Origin of the sequence: Mesorhizobium sp. M5C.F.Cr.IN.023.01.1.1 (assembly GCF_003997585.1) — a bacterium.
In the GTDB taxonomy this organism is placed as follows: domain Bacteria; phylum Pseudomonadota; class Alphaproteobacteria; order Rhizobiales; family Rhizobiaceae; genus Mesorhizobium; species Mesorhizobium wenxiniae.
This window is the reverse complement of sequence record NZ_RZSU01000119.1, coordinates 1-17,111: the sequence shown is the minus strand read 5'-3', so window position 1 is coordinate 17,111 and position 17,111 is coordinate 1. Positions and strand designations below refer to the sequence as shown.

The window sequence follows — 17,111 nt, the reverse complement described above, 5'->3', positions numbered from 1 at the left end:
CACGCGCCCTTGCCGCAGGTTGCCAAAAAACCCACCACCCCAGACATACTTACAGCCGACGCCCCAGGGCTGGACGAACAGAGTGTGGCTCCGAAGGTTGAAACGCCGGCAGAGCCGGCTGCTCCGGCCGAAAGCACCGAGGCGCCTCCTACCGATGTCGTACAACCGCCGATCCCGACCGCAAGGCCAAGCGCGACAGCAGGTCTTGGCGGAGCGGGCGAAACGAACGATGCCCGCGGCGCGGCGGATGGCGAGAAACGCGACGCGGTGATTTCCAGCACGGGCAAGAAGCAGGCAGCGGCAGGCAATGCGATGGAATCCCGCTACAGCGGTGAAGTTCAGAAGAAGCTTGCCCGCGCCAACCGTCGTGTTTCGAAATCGACACAAGCGAGGGCTCGCAACAATGCCAGGGTCGTTTTCGTTGTCATGGCAGACGGCAGCATCGGCGACATACAGCTTGCGGAAAGCTCAGGTTCTGCGGAGCTTGATCAATTCGCTTTGACACTGGTGCGCCAGCAAGCACCGTTCCCTCCCATTCCAACCGAAACTGGCAAGTCAAGTTGGGTATTTAAAGCGCGGATCGGTCCATTTTGACAGACTGCCCCTCATCGTTTCGGACAATCCATCAAGCATCATAATCCGCAATCCCGAAAGGAACCGCCAATGTACATCGCCATGAACCGCTTCAAGGTACAAAACGGCTCTGAGGACGCCTTTGAGGACGTCTGGAAAAACCGTGATTCGAGCCTTTCGGAGATGAAAGGGTTCAAACAATTTCATCTGTTGCGCGGTCCGGTCAACGAGGCCGAAGGCTACACGCTGTTCGCCTCGCACACCGTGTGGGCAAGCCATGATGATTTTGTTGCCTGGACCAAATCCGAGAACTTTCGCGCGGCGCACCGCAACGCCGGCTCCAGCAAGGTTCACTATCTCGGTCATCCGCAGTTCGAGGGCTTTTCGGTCGTCGAAGGCGCATGACATGGCCTCACCCGCAGCCGACCCGCCGCGCAGGATTCCCGTGCTGCCCCCGCCAGATATCAAGGCGCCGCACGATTTCTGAAATTCGGCTGCGCGCCTGAAGAAGTGTGAAGCTTCCGCCGGCGATGCCCGTCACAACCTCGGATTTGCGGCGCGCCTTTATCCAGACCCAAACGTATTTTTTTCAGCACGACGAAGCCGGGCTGAGCCTTACGCCGCAGCCAGCAGGCTGGCATTGCCACCAGCAGCCGTAGTGTCGACGCAGACGGCGCGCTCATGCGCATAGGCCGCCGGGTTGAGCACTTCGCTGACCAGCGGCACGATCGGGCCGGCGCGGTCGGCGATCACCTTGCGCACGATGCGCGCGGCCTCGGGCGTGCCGGAAAAGGCGACGAGGTCAACACGCAGCGCGCGTGCCTCGACCGGGTCGGGCCGGCCGTCGATGGCCGCCAGCGGCAGGCCCTTGCCGGTCAGTGACGACAGTGCCGCCGGCGCATCGGGCGCGACGGCCAGCACCGCATTGCCGGCCGCCAGCGCCTGGATGGTCTGGGCAAGCAGCGTGTCGGCATCCGGTCCGAGGCAGAGCACGCGGCCGCGCGGCGACAGCGACAGCGTGTTGGCCTCGCCGGTCGGGCCGGGCAAATCGACCTGGCCGAAATCGATGGCGGCGGCGGCACCGATGGCCGCCGCACCTTTGCCGCGCAAATGTTTCCTCAGCACCGCAATGCGGTCCGCCCGCGTCGACCAGCCGCCCAGCGTCGGGTCTGGCAGATTGTCGGCAAGTTCGGTCGCCGTCACCTTGCGGCCGTCAAGAATAGGCGTGCCCGCCTCCGGCCCCTTGCGGAACCGCCTGAGATAGTGCGGTCCGCCGGCCTTCGGCCCGGTGCCGGAAAGCCCTTCGCCGCCGAACGGCTGCGAGCCGACCACGGCGCCGATCTGGTTGCGGTTGACATAGATGTTGCCGGCATGGATGCCGTCGACGAAATGCTGGGCGCGGTCTTCGATGCGGGTATGCAGGCCGAAGGTCAGGCCATAACCCTTGCGGTTGATCGCGGCGATGACCCCGTCGATATCGTCGGCGTCGAAAGTGGCGACGTGCAGCACCGGTCCGAACACCTCGCGCTCGATGTCCTCGATGCCCTTGACCCGAAAGACATGCGGCGCGACGAAGCGGCCATCCTTCGGCGCTTGGAGCTTGGCGATCAGCCGGCCCTGCAGGCCCATGTCAGTGCAATAGTCGCGGATCGATTTTTGTGCCTCCTCGTCGATGACCGGGCCGACATCGGTCGAAATCCGCCAGGGATCGCCGAGGCTGAGCGCTTCCATCGCGCCCTTCAGCATCTCCAGCATCTTCTTCTCAACGTCCTTCTGCACATAGAGCACGCGCAGCGCCGAGCAGCGCTGGCCGGCACTCTGGAAGGCAGAGGCAAGGATGTCGCGTACTGCTTGTTCGGGAAGCGCGGTGGAATCAACGATCATGGCATTCAACCCGCCAGTCTCGGCGATCAGCATCGCGTCGGGCGCGGCGGTCTCGGCCAACTGCTTTTCGATCAGCTTGGCGACCTCGGTCGAGCCGGTGAAGCAGACGCCGGCAATGCGCGGATCTGATGTCAGTGGGCCGCCGACCGAGGGGCCATCGCCGGGCAGAAGCTGGATGACGTCTTCCGGCACGCCGGCTTCGCGCAGCAATTCGACGGCGCGAAAGGCGATCAGCGGCGTCTGCTCGGCCGGCTTGGCGATGACCGAATTGCCGGTAACGAGAGCTGCCGCAATCTGGCCGGTGAAGATGGCGAGCGGAAAATTCCATGGCGAGATACACGCGATCACGCCGCGCGCCTCGGTTCCAGGTTCGGCATTGGCCGCCTCGGTTGCGTAATAGCGCAGGAAATCGACCGCCTCGCGCACTTCGGCGACGCCGTCGGCCAGTGATTTGCCGGCCTCGCGGGCGGCGAGCGCGAAGAATTCGACGGCATTGGCCTCATAGAGGTCGGCGGCGCGGTTGAGGATGGCGGCGCGCTCGGCGACGGCGCGCCTCGACCATGCCGGCTGCGCCTCCACCGCGATGCGCACGGCGGTCGCGACCTGCTTGGCGGTGGCCTCGCTGACAGTGCCGACCACTTCGTCCGGCTTTGCCGGATTGACCACCGGACGCTGCTTGCCGTAGCCGGCGGCGCGGGTGATCGGCTTGGCATGCCAGCGGTCCGGCCCGGCAAACTCGGCCTTCGCCTTGTCGATCGCGGCCAGCGTCACCGGATCGGTAATGTCGAACCCCTTCGAATTGCGGCGGCCAGCACCGAAGATCGCCGACGGTCTGGGGATCGCGGGATTGGCGGCCGGACCCTGTTTCTCGACGGTTTCGAGTGGATCGCGAGCGATATCCTCCGGCTCGACCTCCTCGTCGGTGAGCTGGTGGACGAAGGAGGAGTTTGCGCCGTTTTCGAGCAGCCGGCGGACCAGATAGGCAAGCAGGTCGGAATGCGCGCCGACCGGCGCATAGATGCGGCAGCGCGTCCCCTCGGCCCGCCGCACCGTCTCATGCAGCGCCTCGCCCATGCCGTGCAGGCGCTGGAACTCGAATGAGTCACGATCCCCAGCCATCGACAGGATGGCGGCGACAGTATGGGCGTTGTGGGTGGCGAATTGCGGATAGATGCGGTCGGTCGTCGACAGCAGCTTTTTCGCGCAGGCTAGGTAGGACACGTCGGTGTTGGCCTTGCGGGTGAAGACCGGATATCCGTCGAGCCCGAGCGTCTGCGCCCGCTTGATCTCGGTGTCCCAATAGGCGCCCTTGACCAGCCGCACCATGATGGTGCGGTCGTACTTCTTCGCCAGCGCATAGAGCCAATCGATGACGAAGGCGGCGCGCGGACCATAGGCCTGGACGACGACGCCAAAACCGTTCCAGCCGGCAAGCTCCGGCTCGGCCAGCACCCGCTCGATGATTTCGAGCGACAGGTCGAGGCGGTCGGCCTCCTCGGCGTCGATGTTGAGGCCCATGCGCGAATGGCGCGCCGCCAGCGCCAGCGACAAAAGCCGCTCGGCCATCACAGGCAGCATCTTTTCCTTTTGCGTCACTTCATAGCGCGGGTGCAGCGCCGAGAGCTTGACCGAGATGCCGTGGTTCTGGCGGATGTCGGGACCATTGGCGCCGGCATCGAGCGAGGAGATGGCGTCGGCATAGGCCTTGAGATAGCGCAACGCGTCCGCCTCGGTGCGAGCCGCTTCGCCCAGCATATCGAAGGAATAGAGATAGCCCTTCTGGGTCATCGGCCGGCCACGCTTGACGGCCTCGGCAATCGTGCGGCCGAGCACGAACTGCTCGCCCATTTCGCGCATGGCGGCGGCGACCGCCTTGCGGATGACCGGCTCGCCCAGCCGGCGCACCATGGCGCGCAGCGTGCCTTCGATGCCGCCCTCGCCCTCGTCGAGCACCCGGCCGGTCAGCATCAGCGCCCAGGTCGACGCATTGACGAAGATAGAGCTCGAGCCGCCTGAATGCGCTGACCAGTCGTGCGGCGCGATCTTGTCGGCGATGAGGTCGTCCATCGTTTCGGTGTCGGGCACCCGCAGCAGCGCTTCGGCCAGGCACATCAGCGCGACGCCCTCCTTGGTGGAAAGGCCGTAAGCGGACAGAAAGACTTCCATCAGCCGCGGATCGGACGAGCCGCGCACCGCCCGCACCAGGTCGGCGGCGCGGGCCGAGATTGCCTTGCGCTCTTTCGTCGAAAGCCCTGTCGCCTCGGCCAGCCGCTTCACGGCCTCGTCTTCATCGGGCAAGTAATTGGCACGGATCTGCTGGCGGATGGCATCGAGCGCTGGCATGACGGTCCTATAGAGCAAGCATCAGGGCGCGGTCCGGCGGTCACCGGACCGAATGGCGCAAGCTAACACAAAGCTTGGTTTCCATCGGTCCAAAGAAATCGACAAGAGAGGCCGATTGGATTATCGTGTGGCCTGATTTTCTCCAATTTGACCACAAATTCGATGACAGAAGACCAATTGGACCGCATCGACAGGAACATCCTGTCGGCGCTGGGCAGCAATGGCCGGCTTTCCATGTCGGAACTCGCGGCCAAGGTCGGCCTGTCGAAGACGCCCGTGCAGGCGCGGGTCAAGCGGCTGGAGAAGGACGGCATCATCCGCGGCTACCAGGCGATCATCGATCGTGAGTGCATGGGCGAAGGCCATGTCGCCTTCGTCCAGGTGAAATTGTCCGACACCCGCTCGGCCGCGCTCGACGCCTTCAACCGCGCCGTGCAGGCGGTGCCGGAGATCGAGCAATGCCACATGATGGCGTCGAGCTTCGATTACCTCCTGAAAGTCCGCACCACCGACATCGCCGCCTATCGCCGCGTGCTCGGCGAGCGCATCTCCGCCCTGCCCCACGTCGCCCAGACCTCGACCTTCGTAGCGATGGAGACGGTCAAGGATCGGTAGTGCCTCTGCGTAGAGACCGACCTCCAGCTGCCGATCCCAACCTCTGCGATAGCCAAATCCCCACGTGTTCGTCATCCCAGGGCGGAGCAGGAGCGAAGCGACGTCGCGCAGACCCTGGGATCCATGCCGTGACATCAGCCGAAGAATGCAGCGGCCAAGAATGGCGCTTGTATCCGCAACGGTGCCAGCTACCCTTCAACCATGACCGGCTATGCCTACATGACCGCGAGCCAGAAGCGTGGCACGATCTACATCGGCGTCACCGACGATCTCGGCCGCCGCATGCCGGAGCACAAATCCGGCGAAGGCTCGCGCTTCACCAGCCGCTACGGCGTGCGGCGCCTGGTCTGGTACGAAGAACATTTCGACATTCGTGACGCCATCCAGCGCGAGAAGTCGCTGAAGCGCTGGCCGCGCCCATGGAAGATCGATCTGATCGAGAAGACCAATCCGGATTGGTTCGAGCTCTTTCGCGGAACGGGGTGGTAGCGTTCGGTTCTGGTCCGCCGGAGCACTGCCGCGAGGAATGGCCTGGATCCCAGGGTCTGCGCCGCGTAGCTTCGCTCCTTGCTCCGCCCTGGGATGACGAAGGGAGGGGGTGTTTCGGCTAATCTCGACGTTTGCGATTTGCCACTAAGCGTAATTGTCGCAAATTTCTCCTCCAAAACCTTGGCCGCGTCCTCACGATCTCGCTTCGCAACGTCTTCTAATAGAGACATGTCGCAAACAAACCCGGCCTCACTCCGCCAATGTCTTCAAAAACGCCACCAGCGCGGCGCGCTCGCGGTCCGAAAGCTGCAGCGGATGGATTTCGGATATGCCCTCGACACTCGCCGGCGCCGTCGAATAATGCGCCACCACTTCGTCAAGCGACGAGAACTGCCCGGCATGCATGTAGGGCGGCCGGGTGGCAGCGCCGCGCAGCGACGGCGTCTTGTAGGCGCGGATCAGTTCCGGCCCGGCCTTGGCCATGAAGCGAAGCTCGCCGCAGGCGCTGGCGGCGCCATCGCGAAACGCGCCGAAACAGTTGAACGGATCGGCCTCGACCTGCGCCACCGCATCCATGCGGCCGCGATCCGCAGGCAGATTTGCAACCGGCGGCACGCCGGTGTTGTGAAAGCTGCCGTCGGTGAAACGCGGCCCGGTGTGGCACGTCACGCAATTGGCCTTGCCGATAAACAGTTTTATCCCGAGGATTTCCTCGGGCGAAAAAGCATCGTCGCCTTGCGGCAACTGTATACCGGTAGCCAGGGCGGCAGCGAACCGGTCGAAGCGCGTCTGCGGCGGCGCGATCGACCGCTCGAAGGCGGCGATCGCCTTGCCGATATTGGCGAAGACGCGATTGACGCCCTCGGCCTGCGCTTCGGTCATCGTGCTCCACGCCGCCTTCTCGGCATCGCTGCCGAGCGGGCTGGCATTGGCCGGCACAGTCGAAAGGTCGGGCAGCGGCCCGAAGATGCGCTCATAGCGCTCGCCGAATCGCGCCTTGATATAATGCGCGTAGGCGGCGCGATTGCCGCCCTGCTCCAGCGGATTCTCCAGCGGCGCCAGCGCCTGCGCCCAAAGGCTGTCGCGCCGCCCGTCCCAGAAGAAGAACGGATCATGCGCGACGCCGGCCAGCGGCATGGTGCGCCGGTTGGTGCGGCCGACGCCGACCGCTTGCGGCAGATCGTCCTGGAATTGCCGGTCGATCTTGTGGCAGGTCGAGCAGGAAACCTTGCCGTCGCCGCTCATCCCGACGTCGAAAAACAGCGTCGCGCCGAGGGCGGCGGCGGCCGGCACGTCGGCGAAGCGGTTGGTGGTGTCGGTTTTCGGCGGCGGTAGCGCCGACAGCGCGAGTGAGGCGATGGTCTTCTTTTCGGCATCGGAAAACTCCGGCTTGCCGCAGCCGGCAAGCACGCCCATCGCCAGCAGCGCGAAAAGACGCGAAAAGCGGTTCATCTTGCTCCAGCGCTCAGAGCAACACATTGAAGACCACCGTATCGGATCCGGCCGCCGCGGATATGGCGAAATGCAATTGCCACAATCCGCTCATCGTGAATTTCACCCCATCGATGCGATAGCAGCCGTCGCCCAGATAGTCGGTCGCCTGCGGGCTGGTCGGCAGACCATGCCTGTGCCGCGGCATGCCCCCGGAAATCGTGATCGCAGCGCCCTCCACCGGGGTTCCCGCACCTGTCTTCAGGGTCAGCAGCCAGGATTGCAGCTCGCCTTGCCTGATGACACCCCGCTCCGGCTCGAAACTGGCCACAAACAGCCCGTTCGTCGTCTTCTTCGAGCGGGCGACTTCGGAGCTCGCAAGCCGAGGCGCTTGCGGCGCGGTCAGATAGACGGCAGCGAGAATGCCGGCCAGCAAGGCAGCCAGACCAAGACCTGCCAGAACATAACGCCATAACGATGCCAAACCGTTTCCTCTTCCGGAGATAACGTCTCGCTGGGCAGATTGCGTCCCGCCTTCCGCGTGAGAAAACGCCGTTGGCGCAAAAATCCGCCATGGCCAAGCATGGCGCTGCCGCTCGCAAAAAGCTACAGCACCGGGTCTTGGTTTTGTGCATGTCGTTATCCCAAAACCGCTGCGCAAGGTTTGGGCGACATGCACCAGGAGAGAGATTCATGACAGGAAACGGCATCGCCTCGATCGGTGAATGCATGCTCGAACTTTCAGGCCAGGCGGGGCCGAACTGGCGCATGGGTTTTGCCGGCGACACGTTCAATACGCTGTGGGCGCTGCATGCGCTGAGCGGCGATCGGCCGGCGACCTATGTGTCGGCCTTCGGCGACGACCCGTTCTCGCGCGACCAGATCGGTTTCTTTGCGCAAAACGGCATTGGCGTCGGCGCCAGCCCGATCATATCAGGCGCCCGGCCCGGCCTCTATGCGATCACGCTGACCGGAGCCGAACGCTCCTTCACCTACTGGCGCGGCGATGCGGCTGCAAGGCAGCTTGCCTCCGACCCGGCTGCTTTGGCGAAAAGCCTTGAAAATCAGGCGCTTGTTTACTTTTCCGGAATCACTTTGGCAATTCTGGATGGCGCCGCGCGCAAGACATTGCTGGCAGCGGTGGCCAAGGCACGCGCCGCCGGCTCGCTTGTCGCCTTCGATCCCAACTACCGGCCGCGGTTGTGGCGCCAGCGCGAGGAAGCGCAGGCCGCGATCCTCGATGCGCTCGCAGTCACCGACCTAGCGCTGCCGACCTTTCCCGACGAGCAGATGCTGTTCGGCGACGCGGCGCCGCAAGCAACCGCCGAACGGCTGGGAAAGCTGGTCGGCGAAGTCGTCGTCAAAAACGGCGAGGAGCCGGCGCTGATCGCCGCAAACGGATCCCCGCAACCCGTTCCGGCCGTGCATGTTGCCGCCCCCGTCGATACGACCGGCGCTGGCGATTCCTTCAATGGCGCCTATCTCGCCGCCCGGCTCGCCGGGCACGCTCCGACTGAGGCCGTGCTGCGCGCGCATCGCGTCGCCGCCGCCGTCGTGCAGGTGCGCGGCGCGCTGGCGCCATTCGAGACGTTAAGGGCAGCGTACGAAGATTAATGCATGTCGCGCAAAAGTGCGCAGCGGTTTTGCGATTAGGACATGCATAACAGCAACCTAAAAGTAAAGCGTATCGCATGAGGCCGGTCAAGCGCGACACGCTTTGCTCTAGGGTCAAACCGCAATCAGACTGGCCGCCGCCAACGGCCAGCAAGTTTGCAGCCCAAGGCGGTCGCTATCCTCGCTTTTCGATGACGCCGTACAGGACGTTGCGGTTCTCGCCAAAGAACACCTGCGCCTCGACGGTGTTGCGGTCGACGCTGGCATTGATGATGTTCCACATATCGGCCTCCGACCGCAGCAGCAACATCCAGTTCATGAACGTCTCCCGGTAGCCGGCGTCAGGGTTGCCCTCTGCGTAGTTCGCGAACAGGAATGTCCCGTTCGGCTTCAACATCTGCAGGCAGGTTTTCGTAAGCTTCACGGCGACGTTGTGCGCAAGGTAGTCGTAAAGGCCAGAGGCGTAGATGAGGTCGAACTTGCCAAGCTTGTGGCCCCGCGTGAGCACGGTTCGTACCGAACCGTCGATGGCCTCTACCGCGGTGCCCTGGAAGTCGCGCGTGATCAATCCAACGCTCTGAGGATCCTGATCGAGCGCAACCCAGCGCTTGAGACGGCCCTCCTGTAAGGCGGTCGAGCGATTGGCCTCCCTTAAATGGCCGGCCGCAATCGCCAGGACCTCGGCCTCCGGTCCATTCTTGGTCGCAATCTCATCGACATATCGGGTTAAAAGATCGCGTCGTTCCCGGGCCGCGACGCATGACGGTACATCCTTGGTATGGCTATAGAGCGCCTTCCCGATTTCAGAGGCGTTTGCCACGCTCTCGGCCACGTGCGGATCGCAATAGATGTAGTCGAGCAACTGCGCGTCGCCAGAATAACCTCTGGGCTTGTCATGGGACCACCGCGTGAGCGGATCCTCAAGAAAGTACTCCAGGATCGGGTGGTTCTGCACCACCGGTATCAATGCTTGCCAAACGTCTGGATGAACCTTGGAACGGGTTGCTTCGAGGTACGACATCAGACGACGAATGATCTCCGCGGGATCCTTTCGTTGCTCGATTTGCTGGTGTGTCGTGTGGAGAATGAGCGCAAGCTCTACGCGAGCAGTTTCGAACGCTTCGCTATGAGGCTCGAGCTTTCCTCGAGGGAGACTGGCGGCGATCATCTCGGCAGTAATCAGACTTTTGCCATCAAGGATGGTTGCCACCACATAACCCCATAGTTATAATTAGCTAGATATTAGTTAGATATCGCGTAAAATTTTACCTTTGCCAAGCCACATCCCCGGCATTTTAGCGGTGTCGTTAATTTCCCGCCAACCATGCTGGTTCTTTGGACGCCTTGCGGGTGGGATTCCGGATACGAGTTAACGAAAACCTATTTGCGCGACGCATATTGTTTGCGAGGCGCCGCAATCGCTGTCGCGCCTGAGGAGTCGGCCGGCATTGGGGGCAGAAGCTAGAAATGAGTTCGGAATACAAAGTCCCGTTCAGATGGGGTTTGTGGTGACGAACGAATGCGCGTCATCCGCATTGGCCGATATAGCCCATGCGGAACCGTTCGAACCGCGCTACGAGCCGCGGTCCGACGAGCTCCGCAACCTCTACCGAGAGGAAGGCCAAGCGAAGCGAAGAATGGACGCCAGGCCAGGGCTTTGGATCGCCGTTGTCATCTATCTCTTGTTTTCGGCAACTGATCTGCTGCTGATTCCGGATGTGGCACTCTATACGATCATGGCACGCTTCGCGGTCGGAGTGACTGCACTCCTGATCTTGGAGGCACAACTTCGCCGGGGCGTCGGAACGGAATGGATTGACGTCACTTGCGCCGGAGCCATCATCTTTGGCTATGTTGGCTGGCTGGGCCCAGCGGTCATGGGTGCAGACAAGGAAAGCGTCGCTTATTACATGGTGTTCGGCACCATCTTCATGATGAGCGCCAATCTCTTCTTCACGTTTAAGTTCAGCCTGTCTATTGTAACGTCTGCAATAATTTTAGTAATACTGTATGCCGTAAACTACTTTGTACCTTCCACATTAATGTACAAGATGGTATTTGGAACTTTTTACATTTCATGCTTCACATTTACGTCTTACGTTAATTGGAAGCTGAACGAGGAGCGCTACAACGTCTTCCTGAATGCCCTCGAAGCCAAAATCCAGCACAAGGAAGCCACCGAGCGCGGACAGGCGCTGCTGAATCTGTCGAGAACCGATCCGCTTACGGGTCTGGAGAATCGGCGGGCGATTGACGAGAAGCTGAGGGACTACTGGAGCGACTGGCAAAGGTCTGGCAGCAGTTTTGTGGCGATCCTCATCGACGTGGACTTCTTCAAAAGGTTCAATGACTATTACGGACATCAAGAAGGCGACCGCTGCCTGATTCTCGTCGCCAATGCCCTTGCCGAAATGATTAAGCAGCACAATGGCTCAATCGGCCGCTACGGCGGTGAGGAATTCATTGTCCTGGCTCGCATGGAGAAAAGAGAACAGGTCGCAGATATTGCCGAAGCCATTCGAAGCACGGTGGAGAACCTCGCGCTTCCCCATGAGCAGCGCAGAGACGGTATCTCGGTTGTGACGGTGAGCGTTGGCGCTGCATTCACCAGGCCGCAGATTGGCGCCAAGCTGGAAAAAATCATCCATGAGGCCGATCGCGCACTCTATCTGGCAAAAGCAGGCGGTCGAAATTGTACCTGGCTGTTCGATCCAAACGATCCCCAGAGCAGCGACGAGAGCGAGAATATTGCGGCTTTGCTGAAGATCGCGATCGGCCAGGATCTCGTTTCACTCGTCTATCAGCCTATCCAGAATGTCACATCCGGCCGAGTTGAAGCCGTCGAGGCTCTGATGCGCCTCAAAATGCTGGACGGTACATCGGTTCCACCGAGCCTGTTCATTCCCGTCGCGGAACGAACTGGCGCGGTCCTGGCGCTTGGGCGCTGGGCAATAAGGACAGTGTGCACTGAGCTTTTGGCGGACGATCACGTCCGTGTCGTCAGCGTCAACGTTTCTCCGATTCAGCTCAAGACGCCCGGCTTCGCAACCTCTGTTGCGGCCATTTTGAGCGAGACTGGCGTAGCCGGCAGCAGACTGGCCCTCGAAATCACCGAAGGGCTGGAGATGGAGATGCACTCCGACGTTCTCCGCTGCATCAGCGACCTGAAACTGCTAGGGATCAGGATATGGCTCGATGACTTCGGGACGGGCTTCGCCGGTCTCTCATGGCTTCGTCTGATCGATTTCGATACGGTGAAGATCGACCGCTCGTTTCTACACGACTGCGGCACCCCGAGGGGCAAGGCGATGCTGCAAGACATTATTGCCCTGGTCCGAAATCGCGGTCATAAAATCCTGCTCGAAGGGGTCGAAACCGACGAGCAGATGGCCCTCGTACGCGAATTTGACATAGATAAAATCCAAGGGTTTCACGTCGGCCGTCCTGCTCCCGCCGCTAGTTTCCGGACGAGACCGGTCACCTACAAACGCCCATTTTCGGTGGTCAGGTCCGCATGAATGGCGGCGGAGCGACCTGCGCTCCTGCAAGCCGTCGCCGCTTCCCTCATCAATAGTCGAGCGGCTTTGTCTTAGCCGACCGACCGTCGCCGCCTGTCGAACCCACCGGACCAGACGTGGCTCATGGCTTCGTGTTCGCCTCCCGGAACGCCTTCTCGCCGGCGTCCGACACCTCGGCCCACTTCTTGTCGGCTGCTGGATCCGCGGCGTAGCTGTCGTGCCAGTTCCACCATTTGTAGGCCGGGGTCTGAGGATAGCCCTCGGGCGAATCCTCCCAGACCTCCTGCCGGCCCAGCGGGGTGATGTCGAGGTAGTTCCAGGTGCCGCCCATCTGCTCGTCACCTCGGTTGTCGATGAAGTAGGTGCGGAACACGCGTTCGCCCTCGCGGATGAACACGTTGTGGCCGTGCCATTCGTCCACGCCGAAGTCGGTGTCGAAGCTGTCTGTGATGGTGAACCACGGCATCTCCCAGCCCATCCGCGCCTTCAGCCGCGCGATGTCCGCCTGCGGCGCCCGCGAGACGAAGACGAGCGTGGTGTCACGGGCATTCAGGTGGGCGACGTGGGCGACCTGGTCGGCCACCAGAGAGCAGCCGCGGCAGGCATGGTCGGGCCAGCCGAACACCCCCGGCTCGAAGAAGGCGCGGTAGACGATCAGCTGACGCCGGCCGTCGAACAGGTCGAGCAGGCTGACCTTTCCGTCAGGCCCCTCGAACGCATACGTCTTCTCCACCGCCATCCACGGCATCCGCCGCCGCTCGGCGGCCAGTGCGTCACGGGCGCGGGTCTGGGCCTTTTCCTTCACGAGCAACTGCTCGCGGGCCGACTCCCACGCCTCAGGCGACACCACCGGTGGTGTGCGCATGGCAGGCTGTCCGCTTTTCCGTCCGCTCTCGGCGGCTGATGAAGTCATGCTTACCTCCTGATTTGGGCGAATTCCCGCGCCTCATCGCCGAAGCGCGGTTCCATTCGCTGCTAATCACTCGTTGTTGGTCATGAGGTAGTTTGGCACCGGAAAGTGAACTGTGGGAGTAACAAGTGTGGCGCTATTCCGATGGAGTCGCCGATTACAGCCGCGGCGCGGGCGCTCGAAGCGGGTGATCCCCTCTGCGCTCGAACCGCATGGCGCTGCGCAACCGTGCTCATCCGCTCGCGCTTTCTTGGCTGGTTTGCGCCTCCAGGGTATCGGCGCCTCAAGCGGCGGCTAAGGTTCTGCCTCTCGCTGCTTTGGCATCCCGAACAGGCGTCCGGCCGAACAGACGACCGTATTCCCGGGTGAACTGCGACACGCTTTCGTAGCCGACCGCGAACGCCGCGCTGCTCGCAGTCTTTCCCTCCGACAGCATCAGCCGCCTCGCCTCAATCAGGCGCAACTGTTTCCGGAATTGCAGGGGAGAGAGCGAGGTTACTGCGCGAAAGTGCTGGTGGAATGACGACGTACTCATCCCGGCCACAGCCGCCAGGCGCTCGACCGTTAAAGGCCGCGCGAACTCTGCCCGAAGCACTGCGACCGCGCGCGCCACTCGCTGCACGTGACCGTCTGGCCACCCCAGACGTCGGATCGCCGACCCGTGCCGTCCGGCCAGCAACCAATAGTGCATCTCGCGCACAAGCTGGGCCTGCAGCACCGGGACCGATGCCGGGCGATCTAGCAGCCGCATCAAACGCAGGGCCGCGTCGGCGACCTCAGCGTCAGTCGGGTCAACCCGCACGGGCGCGTGATCGGCCATATGCTGGGTGCCCATTTGCACACTCAGCTCCGCGATGACCGCCGGGTCGAGTTCCAGAACAAGCGAGTAGTAGGGGGCAGCGATGCTGGCACGGGTGATCTGGCTCACCGTCGGCACGTCCGCGGTGATCAGCAGCGAATCTCCGCCTGAGAAGGCAAAGCCTTGAGTACCCATCGTGACGTGCTTGCTCCCCTGGACGACCAGACAGGCAAGCGGTCGGGAGATGTCGTAGACCAGATCGCTGGGCGCCGTCGCCCGCACCGTGTCGAGACCCGGTATCGGAGTGTGCGCCATGCCGTCTGGGTCGGCATTGGTGTCTGCATAGCGGCGCACGGCATTGAGGAGCGCGGTCATGGACCGAAACTATTCCTTTGCTGCCCGACACGCAAAGCATTTTGGAGGATTAGGCAAAAACGGCCGAGCTTCCGGCAACAAAAGCCTGCCCACCGGGCCGATATCGGCGTGGCCACAGCAGTGGTGCAAACAAAGGAGCAGGCCATGACCAAGATCACCCTCGTTACTGGCGCCAGCCGCGGGCTCGGGCGCAACACCGCACTCAGCATCGCACGCCGCGGCGGTGACGTTGCCCTCACCTATCATAGCCGGAGCGAGGACGCTCGGGCCGTTGTCGCGGAGATTCAGGCAACCGGTCGCAGGGCGGTCGCCCTGCAACTTGACACCGGCGACGTCGCCACCTTCGCTTCTTTCACTGAGCGCCTGCAGGCGGCGTTGCGCGAGACCTGGCAGCGCGAGACGTTCGATCATCTGGTGAACAATGCTGGCCATGGCGACATGGCAATGATGGCAGAGACGACAGAGGCGCAGTTTGACCGGCTGGTCAATGTCCACTTCAAGGGCGTGTTCTTCCTCACCCAAAAGCTGCTGCCGCTGATCGCGCACGGCGGACGTATCGTAAACCTCTCCTCGGGCCTCACCAGGATTTCCTACCCGGGGTTTGCCGCCTACTCCGCGGTGAAGGGCGCGGTCGAGGTGCTCAGCGTTTACATGGCGAAGGAGTTTGGTGCCCGCGGCATCGCGGTCAACACGGTGGCGCCGGGCGCGATTGAAACCGATTTCCTTGGCGGCGCTGTCCGTGACATGCCCGACCTCAACAAGGTGTTCGCGGATATGATCGCGCTCGGCCGCGTCGGCATGCCGGACGATATCGGGCCGATGATCGCCAGCTTGTTATCCGAGGATAATCGCTGGGTGAATGCCCAGCGGATCGAAGTGTCTGGCGGCCAAGCCATCTAACGAAGGAGGGACCGCATCGTCGAAAAACTGGTACCGGTACAGGGATCCGAGCTAAGGCAGTCGGAACCGGTATTCCGTCACATGGTGGTAGATCTGGCCTGGCCATAGCGTGGCCTGTGGGAAATACGGCCGGTTCGGCGCGTCCGGCCAGACCTGCGGCTCCAGGCAAAAGCCCGAAAAAGTCTTGTAACGACGTCCTTCGAGCCCCGGCGACGGCGGCGCCAGATACTGGCCGGTATAGAGCTGAACGCCGGGCTCGGTGGTCCACAGTTCCATCTCGACGCCGGAATTTGCGCCTTGCGCCCATGATGCCAGCTTGAGCGGCCCACGCGTCGAGGCAAGGCAAAAATTCTGGTCGTAGGGGAGCTGCTTGCCCTCGCTCTCCATGCGCAGCGGCCGCGCCTGGCGGAAATCGAACGGCGTGCCATCGACCGGCTTTACGACGCCGGTCGGGATCAGGTCGCCATCAACCGGAAGATAGGCGCCGGCGTTCAGCATCAGCCGGTGGTCGAGGATATCGCCGGCGCCGCCGTCATCCAAGTTGAAATAGGAATGCTGGGTGAGGTTGCATAGCGTCGGCTCCTCGCAGGTGGCGGTCATCTCGACGCTAAGCGTGCCGGGGATTTTCAGCCTGTAGGTGCAGGTCACGTCGAGCGCCCCGGGAAAGCCCATCGTGCCGTCGGGATCATGCAGTGTCAGCGTGACAAAATCCCTGCCATGCAGCGAAACCTCCCATGGCCGGTGCGAAAAACCTTGCGAGCCGCCATGCAGCGTGTGCTTGTCGAGGAAGTTGCGCTCGGTCTGGTAGCGCTGGCCCGCGATGGTGAAGCGACCGTCGCGGATGCGGTTGGCATAGCGTCCGACGACGGTTCCAAAGAAGGCCGTGTCCGTCTCGTACGCCTCGAAACTGTCATAGCCGAGCACCAGCGGCGCATCGTGCCCGGCCAGGCGCAGATCCTGGACGATGGCGCCCAACCCGACGATGTTGGCGGTGAGGCCGCCGCCGCGGATGGTGAAGCGGCGGACGGCCTCGCCCGCTTGCGTCGTGCCGAAGACCTCGCCGTCCTTCATCGCCATGCCCGAAACGCCAGTTGGTTGATCGATCCCCGCCTGGCCTCTCGGGCCGGCTTGGGTCTGTTGACGGTCAACAGGCCCTGCCAAATCAGAGGCCGAGGCCGCCGATGCAGACATATTTGGTGTCGAGATAATCCTCGATGCCCTGATGTCCGCCTTCCTTGCCGAGGCCCGATTCCTTGACGCCGCCGAACGGCGCCTCAGGCGTGGTGATGAGGCCTTCGTTGACGCCGACCATGCCGTATTTCAGCCCTTCCATGACCCGGAAGGCGCGGCCGAGATCGCCGGTGTAGAAATAGCAGGCGAGGCCGAATTCGGTGTCGTTGGCAAGCGCCACGGCTTCCTCTTCGGTTTCGAACTTGAACACCGGCGCGACCGGGCCAAAAATCTCTTCCTTCATGAAGCGCATCTTCGGCGTCGCGTCGGCGATCACCGTCGGCTGGAAGAACGAACCGCCGAGCGCATGGCGCTTGCCGCCGGCGACGACCTTGCCGCCCTTCGCGGTGGCGTCGGCGATCAGTTCCTCGACCTTCTCGACTGCCTTCTCGTCGATCAGCGGCCCCTGCTGCACGCCATCCTCAAGGCC

The 17,111-nt window shown here is 62.5% G+C and carries 15 protein-coding genes; 7 read left to right on the top strand and 8 right to left on the bottom strand.

The window, feature by feature from the left end:
* Together EOA78_RS30155 and EOA78_RS30150 are read left to right on the top strand one after the other, a co-directional pair.
* A partial coding sequence (locus EOA78_RS30155; RefSeq protein WP_127318797.1) for a TonB family protein occupies positions 1-594 on the top strand: 594 nt, incomplete at its 5' end.
* 69 nt (positions 595-663) lie between these two features.
* Positions 664-978: an antibiotic biosynthesis monooxygenase gene (locus EOA78_RS30150; protein WP_127318795.1), complete on the top strand. Its 315-nt coding sequence runs from the start codon at positions 664-666 to the stop codon at positions 976-978.
* Between the two features lie 210 nt (positions 979-1,188).
* Here EOA78_RS30150 and putA read toward each other — a convergent pair whose 3' ends face one another.
* Entirely contained in the window at positions 1,189-4,800 is a 3,612-nt protein-coding gene (gene putA / locus EOA78_RS30145) for a bifunctional proline dehydrogenase/L-glutamate gamma-semialdehyde dehydrogenase PutA (protein ID WP_127318793.1), read from the bottom strand.
* Positions 4,801-4,962: 162 nt separating this feature from the next.
* Between putA and EOA78_RS30140 the strand changes: the two genes are divergently transcribed.
* Both EOA78_RS30140 and EOA78_RS30135 read left to right on the top strand, forming a co-directional pair.
* The gene (locus tag EOA78_RS30140) at positions 4,963-5,415 is read left to right on the top strand and encodes an Lrp/AsnC ligand binding domain-containing protein (RefSeq protein WP_127318791.1); all 453 of its coding nucleotides are present in this window, start codon (positions 4,963-4,965) and stop codon (positions 5,413-5,415) included.
* Between the two features lie 201 nt (positions 5,416-5,616).
* Entirely contained in the window at positions 5,617-5,904 is a 288-nt protein-coding gene (locus EOA78_RS30135) for a GIY-YIG nuclease family protein (RefSeq protein WP_127318789.1), read from the top strand.
* A gap of 249 nt (positions 5,905-6,153) precedes the next feature.
* On the opposite strand, the gene EOA78_RS30130 is transcribed toward EOA78_RS30135, so the two are convergent.
* The gene (locus EOA78_RS30130) at positions 6,154-7,356 is read right to left on the bottom strand and encodes a cytochrome c peroxidase (protein WP_127318787.1); all 1,203 of its coding nucleotides are present in this window, start codon (positions 7,354-7,356) and stop codon (positions 6,154-6,156) included.
* 13 nt (positions 7,357-7,369) lie between these two features.
* The gene (locus tag EOA78_RS30125; RefSeq protein ID WP_127318785.1) at positions 7,370-7,819 is read right to left on the bottom strand and encodes a FixH family protein; all 450 of its coding nucleotides are present in this window, start codon (positions 7,817-7,819) and stop codon (positions 7,370-7,372) included.
* A gap of 209 nt (positions 7,820-8,028) precedes the next feature.
* Between EOA78_RS30125 and EOA78_RS30120 the strand changes: the two genes are divergently transcribed.
* Entirely contained in the window at positions 8,029-8,949 is a 921-nt protein-coding gene (locus tag EOA78_RS30120) for a sugar kinase (protein WP_127318783.1), read from the top strand.
* Between the two features lie 175 nt (positions 8,950-9,124).
* Here the strand turns inward: EOA78_RS30120 and EOA78_RS30115 are convergent, their stop codons facing one another.
* Entirely contained in the window at positions 9,125-10,159 is a 1,035-nt protein-coding gene (locus tag EOA78_RS30115; RefSeq protein WP_127318781.1) for a class I SAM-dependent methyltransferase, read from the bottom strand.
* Between the two features lie 286 nt (positions 10,160-10,445).
* Here EOA78_RS30115 and EOA78_RS30110 point away from each other — a divergent pair, with 286 nt between their 5' ends.
* Complete coding sequence (locus EOA78_RS30110; protein ID WP_127318799.1) at positions 10,446-12,467, top strand: EAL domain-containing protein; 2,022 nt, start codon at positions 10,446-10,448, stop codon at positions 12,465-12,467.
* A 121-nt stretch (positions 12,468-12,588) separates the two neighbouring features.
* On the opposite strand, the gene EOA78_RS30105 is transcribed toward EOA78_RS30110, so the two are convergent.
* A complete protein-coding gene (locus EOA78_RS30105) occupies positions 12,589-13,380 on the bottom strand; it encodes a thioredoxin family protein (protein WP_127318779.1) in 792 nt (263 codons plus the stop codon).
* 280 nt (positions 13,381-13,660) lie between these two features.
* Entirely contained in the window at positions 13,661-14,551 is an 891-nt protein-coding gene (locus EOA78_RS30100; protein WP_127318777.1) for an AraC family transcriptional regulator, read from the bottom strand.
* A gap of 144 nt (positions 14,552-14,695) precedes the next feature.
* Here EOA78_RS30100 and EOA78_RS30095 point away from each other — a divergent pair, with 144 nt between their 5' ends.
* Complete coding sequence (locus EOA78_RS30095) at positions 14,696-15,451, top strand: SDR family oxidoreductase (protein ID WP_127318775.1); 756 nt, start codon at positions 14,696-14,698, stop codon at positions 15,449-15,451.
* Positions 15,452-15,502: 51 nt separating this feature from the next.
* Here the strand turns inward: EOA78_RS30095 and EOA78_RS30090 are convergent, their stop codons facing one another.
* Both EOA78_RS30090 and EOA78_RS30085 read right to left on the bottom strand, forming a co-directional pair.
* Positions 15,503-16,528 (bottom strand): aldose epimerase family protein, encoded by a 1,026-nt coding sequence (locus EOA78_RS30090; RefSeq protein WP_127318773.1) that lies wholly within the window; start codon positions 16,526-16,528, stop codon positions 15,503-15,505.
* A gap of 85 nt (positions 16,529-16,613) precedes the next feature.
* A partial coding sequence (locus EOA78_RS30085; RefSeq protein WP_127318771.1) for an aldehyde dehydrogenase family protein occupies positions 16,614-17,111 on the bottom strand: 498 nt, incomplete at its 5' end.